Origin of the sequence: Shewanella sp. ALD9 (assembly GCF_002836315.1) — a bacterium.
Classification (GTDB): Bacteria; Pseudomonadota; Gammaproteobacteria; order Enterobacterales; family Shewanellaceae; genus Shewanella.
This window is the reverse complement of the sequence record NZ_PJCD01000003.1, coordinates 709,249-727,471: the sequence shown is the minus strand read 5'-3', so window position 1 is coordinate 727,471 and position 18,223 is coordinate 709,249. Positions and strand designations below refer to the sequence as shown.

Below are 18,223 nucleotides of genomic sequence, written 5' to 3'. Positions count from 1 at the left end.
TAGACCCGCTAAAGATTAAAATTATTTCAGCTTTGGAGACTAACGGATAAAAATAGATATTATCTGTCTAAGTGTAATTCAGTTAAATCTTCTACTAATTCAGCTAATTTTTTATCAAAGTGCTTACGTTGTTTTTGACTAAATGTTTGATTAAGCGTAATCAACATTGAGCCAAACTTACGGGTATTTCCGGTAACATTATCGCGATAAACCTCTGATTTCAGTTCATCTGGCGAGATCATTAATAATTTCATTTGTTGGGTAAAATAATCAGTTTGCTGACGGCGTTTCAGTGCTTGTTCAAATTGACTTAGCCATTCATGGCGATACTCAAGCCACATGTCTAACGTGGCTAAACGCTGCGTATTAGCTTGATGAATAATGTTTTTTTGTTCATCTGTAGCATCGCCAGTCCATTCAGATAATTGCTTGGCGATTCTTTTATCGGAGTCTTTTATCAATTCAGCTTGATCTTTGCCGGCGTATTCTTCGATTAATTCTTGTTGTTCTTTTTTTAGCTGCGCCAGTATCTGATCAACTTGTCCATCAGATAAGCTCGCCATAATAGGTAACAGATCAGGCATAACAAAATCGAAAATTCGGGACCAATGTGCCTTCGCCATTGACACTTGGTTAAGCCATAGCTCTGGGGTCATTGTTTGTTGATTAGTCAATGTCGATAATAAAGACAGTTGATCACGATAACGCGGTAATTCTTGTTGGCGATGCCAGACTAAAAACGATTCAATAATAATATCAAATTTATCTTGCTGTTCTGAGGTTAACTCTACGTACTCTTCAACTTCCCACTCTATCGCCCAATCCAGAAAGAAATAGCTTACTTTGGTTGAGCAGCCGACAAAAAATAAGCTACTTAACAGTAGGATAATCAATTTTTTAGACACAGATAATTCCTTTATCAAAATTTATATCAAATCCAGTAATGATGTGATCAATCAGAGTCACTCAGATTTTTCAGTTTGAGACGCATTGTTGAAAGAATGGTTGTTCCCTTATGAAACAATGCAACAAAAATAGAAAGTCTGAATGACTCCCGCAGGACGGGTTTCAGAACCTTCTATGCTGCTTAATATGATTTTGACGTAGAAAAACTATGTCTATAATCTTATTACTTGTCTAGTAGGCGCTGAATGACCAGATATTTATTAGAACTGGTATTACTTCACTTATACTTTATCAGAAGCTTGTACTTTATCAGAGCATATTAGCAAGTGATTAATGTAAAATACTTTGTAAAGTATTGTAAGTATTGTGTAGATTTTTGCGGTTCTTTGGCTGCCATTAATAACGCCCACATTGCCGAGAATAACCAAAAACAATTTATTGCGGCGGGTAATGCCGCTTTGGCCGCAGACACATCGGTGAGGCTAGCAACCTGACAATATTGCATAATCACGTTATCGATTAATTGGTTAGCTTGCATCGTTGATAGTTGATGACTAGCCACGACGCTGGCTAAATCGAACAACGGATGGCTCGCCACAGCATATTCATAGTCTATACAAAGCAGTTGCTGAGGGGCACTGCCGCTAAGCAGTAAATTGTGTGGAGTTAAATCTCTATGACAAAAAGTCGGCAGCAACACACAGGCTTCTAACTGCGATAACCAATGTCGAACAAGCCCATTTAAGCGTAACAATTGCTGCCTCGCATCATGCCATTGTGGATCTTTTTGCGACCCCGTTAATGAATCTAATTGGTATGCATATTGTTGCCATTGCTCACTAACGGTAATGCTTTTCTCCGGCACCGGCAACACACTGAGTTTACAAAATAATGCACTAAGTAAAGGAACGGCATCCACAGCCGAAATGGATTGATTTGTCGATTGCCCAAGCGATAAGTGACTGCGCATTGAGGCAAATATGGACCAGTCTGTCTCTGGTTGATCAATAAACTCACTCAGATACACTTGCTTATCATCACTGACCCAAATCAATGCAGGTGCAATGTTAGCCACAATTGCAGCTTGCCAACATTCAACTTCAAGCGCTCTATCGCACCAATTACTGTGAGGCTGATTTACTCGTAAGACCTTATCGCCATCTTCACAAGATAACTTAATATTAACATTACTGATCCCTGTGTTAAGAAAAGACACCGCAGTACATTGCGTAGCAAGCTGCTGAAATAATGTGGTTGGCATGGCTTTGTTGATTATATTAAGCACATCGATAGGTAGAGATAACAACGGCTGGGACATCAAATATTTACTCTAATAAAATGATATTATGGTTGGTTATGCACCAACCACCTCTTGACTCGTATTGTGTTGCGTTATTATATGATGACGATATTTCTTACGCCACATCATGTATCCGCCAACTGCCATTGCGACGTATAAAACAAACAAACCCGATGTCAGCATTAAGCCTTTTTGGAAGTAAAGGTAAATAGACACAAAATCAATGACGACCCAATAGAGCCAATTTTCCAGCACTTTTTTCGCTACTAGATAGGTTGTAACGATAGCAAAACAAGTGGTTGCCGCATCGATATAGGGAAATGCGGCCGACGTGTAATGAGCCATTAAATATCCCACCAGCATAGACACTAATGATGTCGCGCCGATAAGCCGAGCGTGAGTACTCCAAGACCAACTGGTAATATTAAGGTGATTGGTTTCTATGTTGTGCTGAGTACCATTATGCAGCTCAGAATTGTGCAAATTGCTTTGCTGAGAAGGTGGCACGTGCAACCACAGCCAATAACCATATACCGCCATCCCCATATAATAAATATTAAGGACTGACTCCATCAATAACGATACATTCCAAAATAGTACAGTGTAAATGGCGGTACTAATAAATGCTGCCGACCAACACCAGATATTAGTCCGCATAGCAAGAATTAAGTAAGCAAGCGCTAGCATAACGGCAACAGCCTCCCAAAACGTCATTAATGACGCTTCACTAAAGGCTTGTTGTAGCGTTATAAATAGATCATTCATTGTGGTTATTCGCTATGAGCTAGGTTGAGCTCACCACCGATAAATTTACACACAAAAACAGCTTTGCCCCACTTTTGATGTGCGGCTTGCATTTCAACGGCTAGCATCGACATTACATCAGCATACTCGCCACAGACTTGGGTTGCCATCGCGTTAGTCACTCGTTGAATATTGTCATAACTATCCACTCTGCCGATAAACCATTGGATAGGATCGAGATAGTTTTCATTGAACGGATACATACTGATTTCTGCAGTTAACTTCATTTCTATTCCTTAATAAAAACCGCTGCAACAAAGGCTACAGCGATTTTGTGTCATTACATAAATTGAACTTCTAATGTCACACCAATTTGGCGCGGATCACCGTAACGAATATATTGTTTATCGACCCAATCTTGATCTGGTTCGTTGCCAAAGTAAAAGCCTCGCACACCATATTGTTCATCAAACAAATTGCGGCCCCATAAATATGCCGACCATGTTGGCGTTTCATAGCCTAAACGGGCGTTATAAATGGTATAGGCTTCTGACTGAGATTCATTGCTGTCAGAATAATAAAACTGGCTTTTACCACTGGCATTCACGTTTGCAAACCAACCAGAATCAGCAACATAAGTCATACCAGCACTGTAAGTAAATTTAGGTGAATGCGCTAAGTCGCGCCCAGATAAATCGACGGTAGAACCGTATTTGTCACTGTATTGATATTGGCCATATTCAGTTTCCAACCAACCGAAACTACCGTAGAACTCAATATTTTCTGTTAAATACCATTTTGCATCGAGTTCCGCGCCATAGTTACTTGAACTGCCAGCATTTTCGGTAAATAGAATAAAACGCTGCGGGCTATCTGGGTCTTGTAAAGAGGCGGCAACTTGTTGGTCTTGGCGGTCCATATAAAATAGCGCCAAGGTAGAATCCACTTCTCCATCAAACCAGCTCGATTTTAAGCCAACTTCATAGTTATATAAAATCTCAGTGTCGAACTGTTTCTTGTCAGACAATTCAGCAGGCAGTGTCATATTAAAACCACCCGCCTTATAACCGCGGGCGACACGAGCATAAGCATTGTGATTAGGATTAATGGCTTTTGACAACGCAATATGGCCGCCCCACATATCTTCTGATGGGGCAAAGTCATCTTTATTGCTGTCACTATAATCACTATCGCGGCGCTCGAAACGCAACCCAGTCGACAATAAGTAATCATCACCTAAATGGCTGTCTAATTGACCAAATATGGCATAGTTTGTCGCCTCATAATTTGACTGCAACACTTCATCTGGCCAGGTGTTGTATTCCGAGTATAAGTCGTTATCTTCTTTCAAATTCATCGCGTATACACCCAATAACCAGTCGGTACTACCGGCGAAGATGCGTCCTGCATCTTTGGATGATAAACGGAACTCTTGGGTAAAGGTTTTACGATCGCCCTTTTTGTCCCAGGTGTAATCATAAACACACGGCTCAGTACCTGAGGCCGCTCCTGCGTCGTCATACACAGTACATGCTTTACTCGCCCAATAATCCGAATTGGCCCAATCACCATCATATCCATTATGATGATCAGTTTGCGCAAATGATGTTAATGATGTGAAGTCAAATGCTTGCATACCCGTGTATATGAACTTAACCCCTGCTCCAGTCGTTTTTTGTGTATCAACACCGGGTTGGTCAGTTAAGGTATTACTGCGATTATTATCTAATGTCCACACATCGTAACCATTATCAAAATTGGCATGCAATAAGGTTAAATCAACTTGAAGATCGTCAGTAGCGTACCAACGGAACTTAGCCCTAGCCGTTAACTCATCACGTTCATTGGTATCATCACGGTTAAGATAAAGGTTGTCACGGTAACCATTTTGATTGTGCTGTTCTAGTGATACACGGTAGAGCAATTTACCTGAGTCATTGAGTGGACCAGAGCTAAAACCAGAAAGAGTACGAAGATTGTCATCACCTAAACTGACTTTTGCGCCATGTTCAAATGATTCGGTAGGGTCATTACTTTTTAAGTAAATTAATCCAGCTAGTGCATTAGCACCATATTGAGTACCTTGTGGACCGCGCAAGACTTCAACTTGCTGCATGTCGTACATACTCGACACCATGCCAAGGCCTGATAGGTCGATGTCGTCGACCACAAAGCCAACCGATGAGTTAGGTGCACCTTGATATTGTTCTTGTTCGCCGACACCACGAATTTGGAAGTATTTAGGACGAGAACTGCCACCAGACCAGTTAAAGTTGGCAATAGAATTGAGCACATCTTCAAAATGTTGCGCCCCTTCGTCTTCTAATTGCTGGGCATCAATAACCGTCACGCTTGACGGCATTTTATCAAGGCTGATATTACTAAAATCAGCATTAACAACAATCACTTCCATTTTTTCATATTCGGGAGTGACATTTTCAACATCGGCCGTTTTAGCCATAACCACAGGCGAGCTTAATGCCACCATTACCGCTAAGGCAATAGGTGTTTGGTGTAACCTAGTAGAGTTTTTCGTAAACATAGGACCTCAAATAGTGATTTTGAGATCCGGCAAGAGTAGCGAATAAGAGGTGCACATAAATAGTGTGGCCCATTCCTACGCCGGTATAAGCCGGATCAGGTTCTAAGGGTTCGTCATACAGACATCTCAGTTCAGGTTTTACTGAACACCCCTTGGCGATCACGATTATAAACTAACTTCACCATGAATACACGAGCAGCGATACAATTTGATAACGCAAAAATATAATTGATTAACTTTATATTAAATATCAGTAATCATGTCTCTTCAAGTTCTCTGTAGCGTGGCTTAATTTGAGAAAGCTTCGCGCACATAAATCTCAAATCGAATAGCTTGTGTATTGGGCGCTACCGCACCCACTTGCAACTGCTGTTTACCATGTAATTTAACCGACTTCCAACTGCTTGCTTCATCCTCAACTGTAAATCCGCTAGCATCGTACCAAGTGAATTTATATTGTAGACGTAGGTCAGTGCTCGATTTGCTTTGAATTAGCGCCGATGCTTTGATTAAGTCAGCAACCATGACAGATGAAATATCCACAACATTGACATCACTGGCAAAAGAGCTGCTATCGACTCTAACCTGCCCGCTTGAGTCTACCGAAATACCTGCCGTGTTATGCGCACAGGCGCTAAGCAACAATGCTAATGCGAACACAAATATTGACGTTATTTTCATGCTATCTCCTTATTTGCTGTTAATGTAAAGCGTTGACTTAATCTATCAAAAAATGTGCTCTGGCAGTGGCTATCAATTGTTTACGGTTGGTTTGCCAACAGTTCATACTGACGTTAGCCACACGGCGGCCTTGGCGAGTAATTTTACATTCTGCAAAGGTATCTTGATGTAAACCTGCGCGTAAATAGTCAATTGAGAAATCAACAATTTTAGGTACTTTCTTGGCTTGCATAAATACCATTAATTGCACAATTGCCGACATTTCCATAAACCCAGCAATCACTCCGCCATGTATTGCAGGTAAAATCGGATTACCAATGTTGTCATCTTTAGCCGGCAGTCTAAATACCATTTCATCACCAAAACGGGCCACTGACATGCCAATAAATTGTGAGTAAGGTACTTTCTCAAGTAGGTAACTATAATCATTCAGTTCAATGGCACGTTTAACCACATCTTGAACATCTAAACCCTTTTGTGTCTCTATTTGGGTTGGCTCACTCATGATTTCGCCCCCGGTAAATTCCCCATTAACACTTGACGAAACTCTTCGCCGACCATTTCTGGACTAATTCGCATAAAAGAACCCACCGCGTGAGCGATAGGTTCATCAATACTGTCTTGATATGCTATCGCACGGGTAAAAGCAACGCTTGACGATAAACGATAGCATTCAGCAAAGGCATAAACTGATTTATGAGGCTCTGCAGGTTTCATGTAATCGACACGTAAATCCAATGTTGGAGACAACTCTAACGATTGGTACTTCTTCAAAATGGCGCATACCACGGCTGTGCCACAAGCGGTATCTATCAAGGTTGTGATCACCCCACCATGAATGACTCCGGTGTCGGGGTAACCAATAATATCTTGACTGTAAGGTAACTCAATTAACACATGATGCTCACTGGCTTCTTGCACTGAAAGCCCTAAACGACGGCACTGAGCTAACTGGTTGACAAAACGGGTGGCGACTTCAGTTAATGGAAAAAAATCACTGTTAATTTTCATTATCCACGACTCAGCATTGGGCCTAATGGTTTACCCCCTAAAAGATGCATATGAATATGGTACACCTCTTGACCACCATGCTTATTGCAATTCATGATTAAGCGATAACCATCTTCAGCTATACCGGCTTCATCGGCAAGTTTGGCCGCTACTGTTATCATCCGCCCTAATGCTAATTCATCAGACGCTTTAACATCATTTGCTGTCGCGATTAAATGATTGGGAATAATCAGAATATGCGTAGGAACTTGCGGAGCAATATCCCGAAATGCGGTGACTAATTCATCTTGGTATAAAATATCCGCTGGAATTTCACGGCGGATAATTTTGCTAAATATGGTTTCTTCGGCCATTTGGATGCCCTCATTAGATAACTGCATTGATGCTATTGATAATACTATCAACTCTTTGAACTATCACTCCAGTAAAAACGCTTTTTATGGGTAATATTTTGCCTAAAATGGGATTCGTTTGCTTAAGTGAGTCAATTTTGGCAGCATTGGTTATTATAGCTCAATCGTTTTGATTGCGACTTGCCACTCATTCGGAATTCTTTATGCATTATCATATTCATGCGGTCGACCCAAAAGCTCATTTATTTGAAGTGACTTTTACGCTAAAAAACGCCAATCCATCTCAGATTTTTTCATTACCAGCATGGTTACCTGGCAGCTACATGATCCGAGATTTTGCCAAAAATATCATTGAAATTGATGCCAAAGAGAATCTACAATCGCTTGCAGTCACTCAATTAGATAAACAAACATGGCAATTGAATAACCAAGGCAGTGATATCACTCTGTGTTATCAAATTTATGCATGGGATTTGTCTGTTCGCACTGCACACCTTGATACTAATCATGGGTTTTTTAATGGCAGTAGCGTGTTTCTAGCGGCTAATGGTCTTGAGTCTCAACCACATACCGTCACCATTGCCAAACCTGCACTTGCAGAATTAGCTCATTGGACGCTAGCCACCAGCATGACTAGAGCATCAGGTGAACAATTTAGCTTTGGTGATTTTAGCGCTGAAAACTACGATGACTTAATTGACCATCCCGTTGAAATGGGTGAACTGGCCATCGAAACCTTTTTCGCTGCTGGTGTGCCACACGATATCGTACTCAGTGGCAAACACAGGGCAAATATGGCTCGATTAGCCAAAGATTTACAAGCGATTTGCGAATATCAAATTAATTTATTTGGCACTCCAGCACCCTTTAAGCGTTATGTATTCATGACCACCGTTTTGGACAATGGTTTTGGCGGTTTAGAACATAAAGCATCAACAGCGTTAATGTGCTCTCGCAACGACTTACCTTTGTCACTCGATGCGCCAGTAGATAAAGGTTATCGCACTTATTTATCACTGTGCAGCCATGAATATTTCCACTCATGGAACGTTAAACGGATTAAACCTGCTGAGTTTACGCCATTTGATTTATCACAAGAGTCTTATACTTCTCAATTGTGGGCGTACGAAGGTATCACGTCATATTACGATGATTTAATTACCTTTAAATCTCAGTGTATTGATGAGAAAGGTTACCTTACTTTACTCAGTCAAATTATGACTCGAGTATACCGAGGCGAAGGTCGCTTTAAACAAACCTTAAAGCAATCAAGTTTTAATGCTTGGACTAAGTTTTATAAGCAAGATGAAAATGCCGCTAATGCAATTGTCAGCTATTACACTAAAGGCGCACTATTTGCCTTGTATGTAGACTTAACTATCCGTATTGAAACCCAAGGTAAATACAGCCTTGATGATGTTATGCGTACACTTTGGCAACAATATGGTTTAACAGGTGTAGGTACTGAATCGTCAAGCCATCAACAGATTGTTGAAGCGCTATTAAATCGCCCTTGTGACGATATCTTTACTTATCTCGACAACACAGACGATTTGCCACTAAAAGAATTACTGGCTCAAGTGGGCGTGAATATGAGTTTACGGACCTGTGAAGGTGTAACTGATTTGGGTGGTGCTGGAGCTACAGGTTATAACATTGGTTTTGGCGCAAAAACAAAAGCGGAATCATTAGGGTTAAAAATTCTAACGGTTAGCCAACACAGTCCAGCACATCAAGCGGGATTAAGTGCGGGTGATTTATTGATTGCAGCAGACCACTTGCAAGTAACCAGTCAATTTGAACAGCAACTGCAAAGTCGACCCCTTGGCGAACAAATCACTTTGCATTGGTTTAGACGTGATGAATTGATGCAAGGAACATTAACGATCAGTGAAGCGGCTTTAGACACGATTTCGCTTAGCATCATTGATGCGACTAAAACACAATTGTGGCTTGGTTAAGACTAAGAAGCGATTATCAAGTTTGAAAATTGATTTACTGAGTACCATCAATATTAATCGAAAATTTGAATTAAAAAAGGATATCAATTTGATATCCTTTTTTATAAATCTTCTCTATTACTATACAAATGTACCAATATGACTAGCTCTGCTTAATCCGTTCTAATACTTGATTTTCAGTATGTGCTTCTAACCAGTATTTTTGTAATGTTGGATTTTTTACTCCTGATACAGGATCAAGTAAATTCCAAGCTCGTTTCCAAATACCGTCGGCAATCATATGTACGACCGCACTTTCAATAGCAGCTGCAATACATAAACTCACTGGTTCGTTTGAGGTATAACCCGCCTCAGACTCTAATAATTCTTGCGCATCAATAAATTTAAATACGCCAGCAGTAATTTCTTTTGAAATAACGGCCTTAGTGGTTGTCACACTGCTTAATAATCGACCTGTACGGATGTCGACCGCACGTAAATTAACCGTGATGCTATCGACACGGTATTGACCCGATACGCCGATCCCCAAATAACGAGCGCCTGCGCCACCGGTTTTAATATTGGTGTCGTAAGCCACTATGCCACCTTCCATTAAAATTTGGGCACTGTTTAATTGTGGCAACTTACTGGCATCACCATTGAGTCCTGCACGAACAATTTTTCGTTCTGTCAGTAAATTTTGTAACCCTTCACGCTCAACAGGCACAAACCAAGCAGAATCATTGAGCGCCTGAGCTAAGAAAGCCGTTCCAGACTGAGGTACTGCAGTTGAAAAGTTACTCGAAGGTATCGGCTTGTATTGACCCGTTTGATCACGAAAATCATACACTGCTGCCACCATACTTCCTTGGGGTGATGGCAAACTGACTAAATCATAATATGTCTCGCCCTTTGGCATTAAACTCGTGGTTGCTTCAATACCGTCGAATTCACTTTTTATCGATGAACACCCACTCAAAGATAGAATAAATAAGCTAAGCAGTAGTCTTTTCATGATTAGCCCCCTGTTGATGCGCCGACAATACCACCAACTTCGATGATGGTCGTCTCGCCGGTTAATAAGTCAGTAATGTGAACCAGTAACGATCCATCTTCATTGACCACATTTATCTCAAAGTCATCGGTTTTTAAATAACCTTCACCACCATTTGCCGCATCATTAAACAGTTGACTCATTAAGCGTGACTGTAATGAACTAGCAAGCCTGTCCAGCGCTGTAGGGGCTACATAAGAGGAACCACCTTGATGTTCATTTTGCGCTGACGCATTTGCCAATAAATAACTACCATTAAGGTAACTGCCCCCAAACGCAGGGTTAACTGGGGTATATACCAGTTGCGTCGCGACTAAGGGAAAACTAAATGATGTTATTGATAAGATTAGTAATAATTTTTTCATATGCATTCCCTGCTAAAACTCATCAGGAGCAAGATCGGGGTCTGAAAATGCCGCCCATCTTACCTGTTGTTGATATTGCAACAGGGAAGCATTGACCCGCTTTGCTGCCATGTTCGCTTGTGCATCAATATTTCGCGATGCTGGGGATAAAAACGTCACAAAAACCGGCTTGCGATTATGCAACACTAAAATTTTACTACCACTTCTTGCAGTGGCTTGTTCTACAACAGTGAGCCCCGAGTGGTTGCTCATGCCATTGATATCACGATAAGCGCTAACAAATTCTCGATAAAAACGGTGGCCAAATCTTGTCATGGCTCTATTTAAGATTAATCCGTCAATTAAATCAGCTTCACGCTTAGGCTTTGCATCACTGACACTCGCTACAGGTTCAATTGACTGCAATAAATTCTCTTGAGCTTTTGAGGCGGTGGATTCTGGAATAACTTCATCTGTGGTGGGGGCAATGTTAGCTTTTGTAAATTCTGGAACATTAACGTCAACATCTTTACGATCATCAGCGATAGCATCACTTAATAAAACGGCTTGACTCGCAATCAAGCAAATGAGTATCACTGATGGATATTTCACACTCTCACCTCATGCATGTGAGTTTGTGCCCAAGCAATGGCTTGACCACGACTAGACACACCAATTTTTCGAAACGCACGATAGAGATGCGTTTTAATGGTAGATTCACTGACAAATAGTTGATTAGCGATATCGAGATTAGTACTACCAGACAATAACGTTTGTAATACCTCACGTTCACGAATGGTCAGTTGTTCACTGTCATCGTCATGCTCATCGTTTAATATTGAACGTTGCAAGCCTTGCGGCATAACACTTCGACCTTTGAGTATTTCATTCAAACCTTGGCTTATTTCCGCTAAATTAGCATCAGAATAAAATACACCTATTGTTGTTGAAGGATGAATTAAAAATTTAGTATCAAGCTGCTTAGGAAAATTTAAAAACACTGTGTGAATCGCGCAATATTCGCGTTCAATGAGGCGTTGTAATTGGTAAGTTTGTTGTAAATCAATAGTCGACAAGTCAAATACAACAACTGAAATAGGCTCACTTGCTAACATTTTTGCCATTCCATTGGGCTGAGCTTTAGTCAATTTGATTAAAAACTCTTGTGGCCAGCGGCAATCAAGTAAATCGATCAATAACTGTGACCGAGAAACAATCATCCAATTTACGACTTTAAACATCATTTACACTCCATGTGAAGATGAACTAGATGCTCTTTAAACAGAATTTGCATCAATGTGAAACAAGATTAGCAAGGCTTTTATCATTTAACAATTAGTCAAAAGGGTGCTTACACACCCTTTATTATACTTATGTACTACAAACCTTGAGTTATCGTCACTGTGTTACCATAACCCGTGCTGGTAGCGATCGCTGAATTATGCATATCCGCTTGAGTAACATGAACAGTATTGTTACCTAGCCCTTCAACGTATACATCTGCGAAGTTCATAGCATCTGTTTGACTAATAACAATTTCGTTAGTATCACCCCACCAAGATTCAGCATAGGCCTCGTTATGATGACCAGTCTGATCTATATCAATGATTGTTGAAACATCAGCCGCATCGGCATAGGCTTTGTTATGATGGCCATTCTGATCAACGGTAACAACGTTATCCGTACCCCATGAACCAGCACCGATCCCTTCACCATAAAAATTACTACCATTTGGTCGGCTATTAACTTCATTATGATGGCCAGTTTGATTCACTGTAACGGTACTGAATCCACCAGAGTCAGTTGATGCACCCGCATAGTTATGATGACCTGATTGGTTAATCGCAATCGTGTTGTCATAACTGAACTCCCCTTGGAACACTATTGCTTCGTTTGAGAAACCCGCTTGCGCAATCGTAGCGGTATCACCCATACCTTCTTGGTCAACAGTAGCATTGTTACCAGAACCTGAATTACCGTTACCATTCCCAAGAGTTAACGCACTTTGAGTCACTGTTGCAGTGTTGCCTTCATTTGACTGATTGACGATTGCAACATGATCAAAGTCCATTTGCATTACCGTTGCGGTTTGATTCAAACCGTATTGGTTAACTTGAGCTTCATGATTACCGCCACTTTGAGTCACATGTGCATCATGAGATTCACCATTTTGATATACATTTGCCATGTTAGACAAACCAACTTGTTCAACTAAACCAATGTTGTCATTACCTTCCTGCTCTAATATTGCAACGGTATCGTCACTGGTTGCTCCACCATAATTTTGAGTGTTTTGTAATATATCACCAATATTATTTGAACCAGTTTGAGTTAATGTGGCACTAGCAGCATCTGATGATTCCTGCTGAATATAAGCATTATTGTTAGAGTTTCCAGATTGATTAATGGTTGCATCAGCAAAATCTGACCAATGATTATAAATTTCGGCGGTATCTTCACTTCCGGTTTGATTAATCGAAGACTGTGCACCGTCACCGTCATTTTGAGTGACGGTTGCTATGTTTCCATTGCCATTTTGGTTAACAGTTGCTTGAGCATTCTCACCGTTAAAAAATTCCTGTACGACATTTGCTTGGTTATCATTACCAATAGATTCAACAGATGCATTAGCTGTGCTTGTTGCATTATGTTGATCAATCAAAGAGGTATTTCCATCCCCCTCTTGATAGGATATAGCTTTTGAATTTGACGTTTCAGCTTGTGAAATCGTTGAGAGATTACTATCTCCAATTTGGACAATAGTTGCGTCATTAGCAACACTATTATTTTGTTGAACAACCACTGCAGTATTTAGATCTCCTTCTTGACTAACATCGGCTTCGTTGTTACTTGCATACGCACTTACTGAAGTTAATAAAACAGCAGATATTAATAAAGCTAATTTAGAATATTTCATCTTTGTATTCCCTTCATTTTATTGAATAGATTAATTCCTTTGAGTTACGTTCACATTCTGTGTTGTCCCCCATTGAGTGACACCGACAGCATTTCCAAAACCGTATTGTTGGATCCGAATGGTATTATCATTACCAGTCTGATTAATGATAGCTAAGTTACTAATTCCAATTTGGCTAACGTCCATCAATAAATTGAAACCAACCTGACTTGCAATCACTTGGTTATTAAACCCTGATTGGTAAATATTGGCTTCAATATCACTTCCAGACTGGAGTACAGCAGCACCATTGAGAATGCCTTGTTGAGTGGAAGATATTTGATTGTTATTGCCTAATTGAATGGAATTGAAGCGATTATTGAATCCATTTTGATTTACGTTGATTGATAACTCATCACCATTTTGACTCACATTAGCTCTATTATTAATGCCAATATTGAGCTCATCTATGTCGCTTAGATCTTGTTGTCCTAAGCTAGAAAAAGATATTAGACATAATAAAAAAGCAAGAATTCCAGTTCTTACATTAAAGCGAAGTTTATGAGTACGCTTGTTAAAGATCATGCTCCCTGCCCCTTGGTTATTTCACGTCATAACATTCAATCGGCTTAATAACGTTTCTATTGATAGTGTCAATATTATGGCGCTGTCAAATGGTATTTGAATCATCCTCGAGTATTAAACCAACATAGACCTATAGGTTATATTAATTTCAGCCCCCTACTTTATTACTACACAAACATATAAGATGATGATTTATATTTATATTTTTAAATATGCAATTCTAACCTAGCTATAAATTAGTGAGACATTAATATGAGAATTATAGGAAGAGCCGATTCTCCCAAAGAACAAGAAATTAAATATATACAAATAATAAAAAAATTAGAGTTTCCCTTAAAGTATGTATTTTGAAAGAGTAAGATGATGAAAAAAATTCAAAAGTAGATATTACTAATTAGTTACTAATTAAAAAAAATAAATTATTGATAATAAACAGAAAATATTTATAGTCTGTATATTTTAAGTAATATATATTTGAGAAAGCCCCTCATAATCAATTATTCAGCAAAGAAGCCACTAAACATATAAACAACACGATTGAAATCACTTGCCAAAAACGTACTGGGTTGCGAGTTATAATGGGCACATAATCATTTACTGTATGATTCGCTTTGGCAGTGGTTAATTGATGAATAAGCTCACAGGTATCCGCTTGGCGTAAATTAGGTTCTACATTGAGTGCTTTTTTTAATGCTACGTCAATCCACTCTGGCACCATTGGGTTTAATTTATGTACACTAATATATTCTAAACGTTGATAATCCTGCCGCGTTCGGCATTTCTCGAGTTTGCCTTTAAAAGGCAATTGCCCAGCCAACATCTCAAAAGCAATCACTGCAAGCGAAAATAAATCGGCACGACCATCGGCCTTATAACCCAGTATAACTTCAGGGGCGGTGTAATCAGCCGTACCCAAAATACGATCTCGAGTTAACGGACTACTAATTTCTGCCACTCCTTTGATATAACAAGAACCAAAATCGATGATTTTAACTACCCCTTCTCGGGTGATAAAAATATTATCCGGTTTTAAATCTTGATGCAGCGTTTCGCGACGGTGAAATGCTCTTATCCCTAATTCGATTTGTTTTAGCAACAGTAACACCTCTTCTACTGGGGCCTTTTTATGTTGAGTTAACCATTCACCTAAGCTTATCCCCGATAAAAACTCGGTGACATAATACAAAGCGGACTTTATGTTATGTTGCTCTACAACCTTAACGACATGAGCACTGCTAATACGCTGCCCTACCCAGCTTTCTAACATAAAGCGCTCTATGTAAGCGGCATCATCTATGTAATTGACGGAAGGTGTTTTCATGCAAAAGACTTGGTTTTGCCCATTGACGACTCTATACACTTGGCTGCGTTGTGATTGATGAAGTATATGAGTTACCTGATATCCATCAAGTTTCATTCCAACGCTAAGTGGGGGGGGGAATGGTTGACGCGACAAGCTTTGGTACACATCATCGATAGCTTGTTTAGGTAATTGTCTGACACTTAATAACTGCGCACTGAGATTATCTTTACTGCCTAAATCGAACGCCTTTTTATTCAACGCTAAGCAGAATTGTTCACACAAATCATCGCTAAGCGTTGGATGTTGCTGACAAAGAGCTGTCAATTTTCGGTGTATTTCAAATTCAGTGAGTACGTCATGAACTCCATCCGTTGTCAGTAAATAGAGGTCGTCAACTTCAACTGACAAGGTTTTATAGTCCACATCTAATTTAACATCCATCCCCAAAGCACGAGTAAGATATTGGTTTGATGAGTTAATATTAGTACTGTGATCATGAGTTAATTGCAGTAATTCGCCTCGGCGAAAACGATAAATACGTGAATCGCCCACATGCAACATGTGCACTGAACAAGACTTAAATACCAATGCACTAAAGGTACATACAAAGCCACGTCTGGCATCGCGATAGTCTTGCCCCAACCCATACAGCCAACGGTTTAATGCTGTTAATACTTTGGTACTCGATGTTTGCACACTCCAAGTTTCTGGGGTGGAATAATAATCCGCAAGAAAATTACTGACACTAATGGCAGACGCATGAGCCCCACCTTCAGCGGTACTGACACCATCACTGATAACACTAACAACACCTTTCGACGTAAGTGGTATCCCTGAAGGAATACGAATACCTATGGCATCTTCATTTTGCAGTTTACGTCCTTTTTCAGAAGCTTGGCCTACAACAAGCTGCAAAGTTGCAGCAAAAGGAAGCATGGCATCTACACTATCCATCGTTTGTTCTAATGACTCTGAAGCCATAAAACCTCTCACTCTAAGATTAAGCTGTTTTATCAATATAAAAACTCAAATTGCTTAAACATAAACAATTTGAGTTTTATGGCACAATGTTGCTCTGGCTACTTTACTCGAGCACTAACTTACGCTGATTAAAGTGACTTCGCCTTGATCGTTTACTTCAGCAATATGACCTTTGGGTTCTTTCATAAAAAATAATGTCACAAAACCAAATACGGCACTTATCGCAATCACATAAAAGAAAATTTGAGTGGATACGATAGAATATACGGTTAAGAAAAACACTGCACCGACGTTACCATAAGCCCCTGTCATACCCGCTATTTGCCCTGTTAAGCGACGCTTAATCAGCGGCACAGCAGCAAACACAGCCCCTTCGCCACCTTGAACAAAGAATGAACATGCCATAACGACTGCGACAGCCAAAGGTAATGACCATGACGAGTCGATTTGTGCTACCGACAAATAACCAATCGCTAACCCTGCAGTTAATATTAACAGGGTGGTTTTACGACCAAACTTATCACTTAACCAGCCACCGCCAGGACGAGACATTAAATTCATAAAGGCATAGCTTGATGCCAACATACCCGCTTGTGCCATGCCAAGCTCGAACGTTTCTGCAAAAAAGAGTGGCAACATCGATACCACGGCAAGCTCAGAGCCAAATGTAGTGAAATACAGCACATTCAATACAGCAACTTGCTTAAATTGATAGCGTTCAAACTCAGGTACTTCCATTGAAAACAAATGTTTATTCACTTGGTATGTTTGGTAAAAATCGAACAAGAACACCACCACCAACCCAAGATAAATAAGGTAGGTTGCATCTTGAGTAAACATACTCACACCTGCTGGAGACAGTTTCCAACCTAACAGCGCTAGCGTGGCATACATTGGCACCTTCATAATGATCAGTAACACATAGTCACTTTTACTGGTCACTTCTAAGCCGCCGCCCTTTTTGGGCTTAAAGTAAGTCGAACCTTTTGGGGTATCGGTCACATTGAAGTAATAAACAAATGCAAACAACAAACTCATTAAGCCGGTAATGCCAATGGCATAACGCCATCCGTCTGGGCCACCAAAAGCAAGTGCAACGGCAGGTAACGTAAAGGCTGCTGCAGCTGAACCAAAGTTACCCCATCCGCCATAAATGCCTTCTGCTGTACCTAACTCTTTTGCCGGAAACCATTCACTCACCATACGGATACCAACCACAAAACCAGCACCAATAAAGCCAATCAGAAATCGGGCTAAGGCTAACTGCTCAAAAGTGTCGGCTACCGCAAACATAAAACAAGGGATTGAACAGATACCCAATAAGGCAGAATAGGTGATCCTTGGACCATATTTGTCGGTTACCATACCAATGATAATCCGCGCCGGGATTGTTAATGCCACATTGAGGATCAACAAGGTCTTAATTTGTGATTTAGTCAGCCCTAAACTGTCGGCGATCACGCTAACAAGTGGCGCTGCGTTAAACCACACAACAAAGGTGATAAAAAACGCCATCCAACTTAAATGCATGATTTTCATCTTGCCGTGGAAACAGAAAATATTAAATTTTTCAGCACTCATAT

18 protein-coding genes and 1 riboswitch are annotated in these 18,223 nt (G+C 40.2%); of the genes, 1 reads left to right on the top strand and 17 read right to left on the bottom strand.

Features of this window, described 5'->3' with window-relative positions; all coding sequences use genetic code 11:
* Nucleotides 1-59: 59 nt before the first annotated feature.
* From CXF88_RS10805 to hinT, 9 genes are all read right to left on the bottom strand, one after another.
* On the bottom strand, nucleotides 60-905 hold the full coding sequence (locus CXF88_RS10805; RefSeq protein WP_101086836.1) for a DUF6279 family lipoprotein: 846 nt from the start codon (nucleotides 903-905) through the stop codon (nucleotides 60-62).
* A gap of 320 nt (nucleotides 906-1,225) precedes the next feature.
* Nucleotides 1,226-2,224: a phosphotransferase gene (locus CXF88_RS10800; RefSeq protein WP_101086835.1), complete on the bottom strand. Its 999-nt coding sequence runs from the start codon at nucleotides 2,222-2,224 to the stop codon at nucleotides 1,226-1,228.
* A gap of 36 nt (nucleotides 2,225-2,260) precedes the next feature.
* Complete coding sequence (pnuC, locus tag CXF88_RS10795) at nucleotides 2,261-2,971, bottom strand: nicotinamide riboside transporter PnuC (protein ID WP_101086834.1); 711 nt, start codon at nucleotides 2,969-2,971, stop codon at nucleotides 2,261-2,263.
* A gap of 5 nt (nucleotides 2,972-2,976) precedes the next feature.
* Complete coding sequence (locus tag CXF88_RS10790) at nucleotides 2,977-3,237, bottom strand: hypothetical protein (RefSeq protein ID WP_101086833.1); 261 nt, start codon at nucleotides 3,235-3,237, stop codon at nucleotides 2,977-2,979.
* 53 nt (nucleotides 3,238-3,290) lie between these two features.
* Nucleotides 3,291-5,492 (bottom strand): TonB-dependent receptor, encoded by a 2,202-nt coding sequence (locus CXF88_RS10785; RefSeq protein WP_101086832.1) that lies wholly within the window; start codon nucleotides 5,490-5,492, stop codon nucleotides 3,291-3,293.
* Nucleotides 5,493-5,547: 55 nt separating this feature from the next.
* A riboswitch (TPP riboswitch) is annotated at nucleotides 5,548-5,655 on the bottom strand.
* 125 nt (nucleotides 5,656-5,780) lie between these two features.
* A complete protein-coding gene (locus tag CXF88_RS10780) occupies nucleotides 5,781-6,173 on the bottom strand; it encodes a YcfL family protein (RefSeq protein ID WP_101086831.1) in 393 nt (130 codons plus the stop codon).
* Between the two features lie 37 nt (nucleotides 6,174-6,210).
* Nucleotides 6,211-6,678 carry a PaaI family thioesterase gene (locus CXF88_RS10775; RefSeq protein ID WP_101086830.1) on the bottom strand — a complete coding sequence of 156 codons (468 nt, stop codon included), beginning with the start codon at nucleotides 6,676-6,678 and terminating at the stop codon, nucleotides 6,211-6,213.
* On the bottom strand, nucleotides 6,675-7,184 hold the full coding sequence (locus tag CXF88_RS10770) for a PaaI family thioesterase (protein WP_101086829.1): 510 nt from the start codon (nucleotides 7,182-7,184) through the stop codon (nucleotides 6,675-6,677). Before CXF88_RS10770 ends, CXF88_RS10775 begins: the two co-directional genes overlap by 4 nt.
* Nucleotides 7,184-7,537: a purine nucleoside phosphoramidase gene (hinT, locus tag CXF88_RS10765; protein WP_101087215.1), complete on the bottom strand. Its 354-nt coding sequence runs from the start codon at nucleotides 7,535-7,537 to the stop codon at nucleotides 7,184-7,186. The genes CXF88_RS10770 and hinT overlap by 1 nt, the downstream gene beginning before the upstream one ends.
* 203 nt (nucleotides 7,538-7,740) lie before the next feature.
* Here hinT and CXF88_RS10760 point away from each other — a divergent pair, with 203 nt between their 5' ends.
* Nucleotides 7,741-9,498 (top strand): PDZ domain-containing protein, encoded by a 1,758-nt coding sequence (locus CXF88_RS10760; RefSeq protein WP_101086828.1) that lies wholly within the window; start codon nucleotides 7,741-7,743, stop codon nucleotides 9,496-9,498.
* Between the two features lie 142 nt (nucleotides 9,499-9,640).
* On the opposite strand, the gene CXF88_RS10755 is transcribed toward CXF88_RS10760, so the two are convergent.
* From CXF88_RS10755 to CXF88_RS10720, 8 genes are all read right to left on the bottom strand, one after another.
* Nucleotides 9,641-10,492: a CsgG/HfaB family protein gene (locus tag CXF88_RS10755; protein ID WP_101086827.1), complete on the bottom strand. Its 852-nt coding sequence runs from the start codon at nucleotides 10,490-10,492 to the stop codon at nucleotides 9,641-9,643.
* Between the two features lie 2 nt (nucleotides 10,493-10,494).
* Nucleotides 10,495-10,896: a curli assembly protein CsgF gene (locus CXF88_RS10750; protein ID WP_101086826.1), complete on the bottom strand. Its 402-nt coding sequence runs from the start codon at nucleotides 10,894-10,896 to the stop codon at nucleotides 10,495-10,497.
* A gap of 12 nt (nucleotides 10,897-10,908) precedes the next feature.
* A complete protein-coding gene (locus CXF88_RS22060; RefSeq protein ID WP_242445135.1) occupies nucleotides 10,909-11,487 on the bottom strand; it encodes a curli production assembly/transport protein CsgE in 579 nt (192 codons plus the stop codon).
* Nucleotides 11,484-12,116, bottom strand: coding sequence for a response regulator transcription factor (locus CXF88_RS10740; protein ID WP_101087213.1), 633 nt, complete (start codon nucleotides 12,114-12,116; stop codon nucleotides 11,484-11,486). Before CXF88_RS10740 ends, CXF88_RS22060 begins: the two co-directional genes overlap by 4 nt.
* Nucleotides 12,117-12,253: 137 nt before the next feature.
* A complete protein-coding gene (locus CXF88_RS10735) occupies nucleotides 12,254-13,792 on the bottom strand; it encodes a curlin (RefSeq protein ID WP_101086825.1) in 1,539 nt (512 codons plus the stop codon).
* Nucleotides 13,793-13,822: 30 nt separating this feature from the next.
* On the bottom strand, nucleotides 13,823-14,356 hold the full coding sequence (locus CXF88_RS10730) for a curlin (protein ID WP_101086824.1): 534 nt from the start codon (nucleotides 14,354-14,356) through the stop codon (nucleotides 13,823-13,825).
* Between the two features lie 493 nt (nucleotides 14,357-14,849).
* Nucleotides 14,850-16,640 carry a bifunctional protein-serine/threonine kinase/phosphatase gene (locus tag CXF88_RS10725; protein WP_242445134.1) on the bottom strand — a complete coding sequence of 597 codons (1,791 nt, stop codon included), beginning with the start codon at nucleotides 16,638-16,640 and terminating at the stop codon, nucleotides 14,850-14,852.
* A 114-nt stretch (nucleotides 16,641-16,754) separates the two neighbouring features.
* Nucleotides 16,755-18,221: a NarK family nitrate/nitrite MFS transporter gene (locus CXF88_RS10720; RefSeq protein ID WP_101086823.1), complete on the bottom strand. Its 1,467-nt coding sequence runs from the start codon at nucleotides 18,219-18,221 to the stop codon at nucleotides 16,755-16,757.
* Between the last annotated feature and the right edge of the window lie 2 nt (nucleotides 18,222-18,223).

Bases quoted from the DNA above. Each gene is read 5' to 3' on its own strand.
- CXF88_RS10800 (WP_101086835.1), bottom strand. From the start codon at position 2,224: ATGTCCCAGCCGTTGTTATCTCTACCTATCGATGTGCTTAATATAATC.
- pnuC (WP_101086834.1), bottom strand. From the start codon at position 2,971: ATGAATGATCTATTTATAACGCTACAACAAGCCTTTAGTGAAGCGTCA.
- CXF88_RS10790 (WP_101086833.1), bottom strand. From the start codon at position 3,237: ATGAAGTTAACTGCAGAAATCAGTATGTATCCGTTCAATGAAAACTAT.
- CXF88_RS10785 (WP_101086832.1), bottom strand. From the start codon at position 5,492: ATGTTTACGAAAAACTCTACTAGGTTACACCAAACACCTATTGCCTTA.
- CXF88_RS10780 (WP_101086831.1), bottom strand. From the start codon at position 6,173: ATGAAAATAACGTCAATATTTGTGTTCGCATTAGCATTGTTGCTTAGC.
- CXF88_RS10775 (WP_101086830.1), bottom strand. From the start codon at position 6,678: ATGAGTGAGCCAACCCAAATAGAGACACAAAAGGGTTTAGATGTTCAA.
- CXF88_RS10770 (WP_101086829.1), bottom strand. From the start codon at position 7,184: ATGAAAATTAACAGTGATTTTTTTCCATTAACTGAAGTCGCCACCCGT.
- hinT (WP_101087215.1), bottom strand. From the start codon at position 7,537: ATGGCCGAAGAAACCATATTTAGCAAAATTATCCGCCGTGAAATTCCA.
- CXF88_RS10760 (WP_101086828.1), top strand. From the start codon at position 7,741: ATGCATTATCATATTCATGCGGTCGACCCAAAAGCTCATTTATTTGAA.
- CXF88_RS10755 (WP_101086827.1), bottom strand. From the start codon at position 10,492: ATGAAAAGACTACTGCTTAGCTTATTTATTCTATCTTTGAGTGGGTGT.
- CXF88_RS10750 (WP_101086826.1), bottom strand. From the start codon at position 10,896: ATGAAAAAATTATTACTAATCTTATCAATAACATCATTTAGTTTTCCC.
- CXF88_RS10740 (WP_101087213.1), bottom strand. From the start codon at position 12,116: ATGTTTAAAGTCGTAAATTGGATGATTGTTTCTCGGTCACAGTTATTG.
- CXF88_RS10735 (WP_101086825.1), bottom strand. From the start codon at position 13,792: ATGAAATATTCTAAATTAGCTTTATTAATATCTGCTGTTTTATTAACT.
- CXF88_RS10730 (WP_101086824.1), bottom strand. From the start codon at position 14,356: ATGATCTTTAACAAGCGTACTCATAAACTTCGCTTTAATGTAAGAACT.
- CXF88_RS10725 (WP_242445134.1), bottom strand. From the start codon at position 16,640: ATGGCTTCAGAGTCATTAGAACAAACGATGGATAGTGTAGATGCCATG.
- CXF88_RS10720 (WP_101086823.1), bottom strand. From the start codon at position 18,221: ATGAGTGCTGAAAAATTTAATATTTTCTGTTTCCACGGCAAGATGAAA.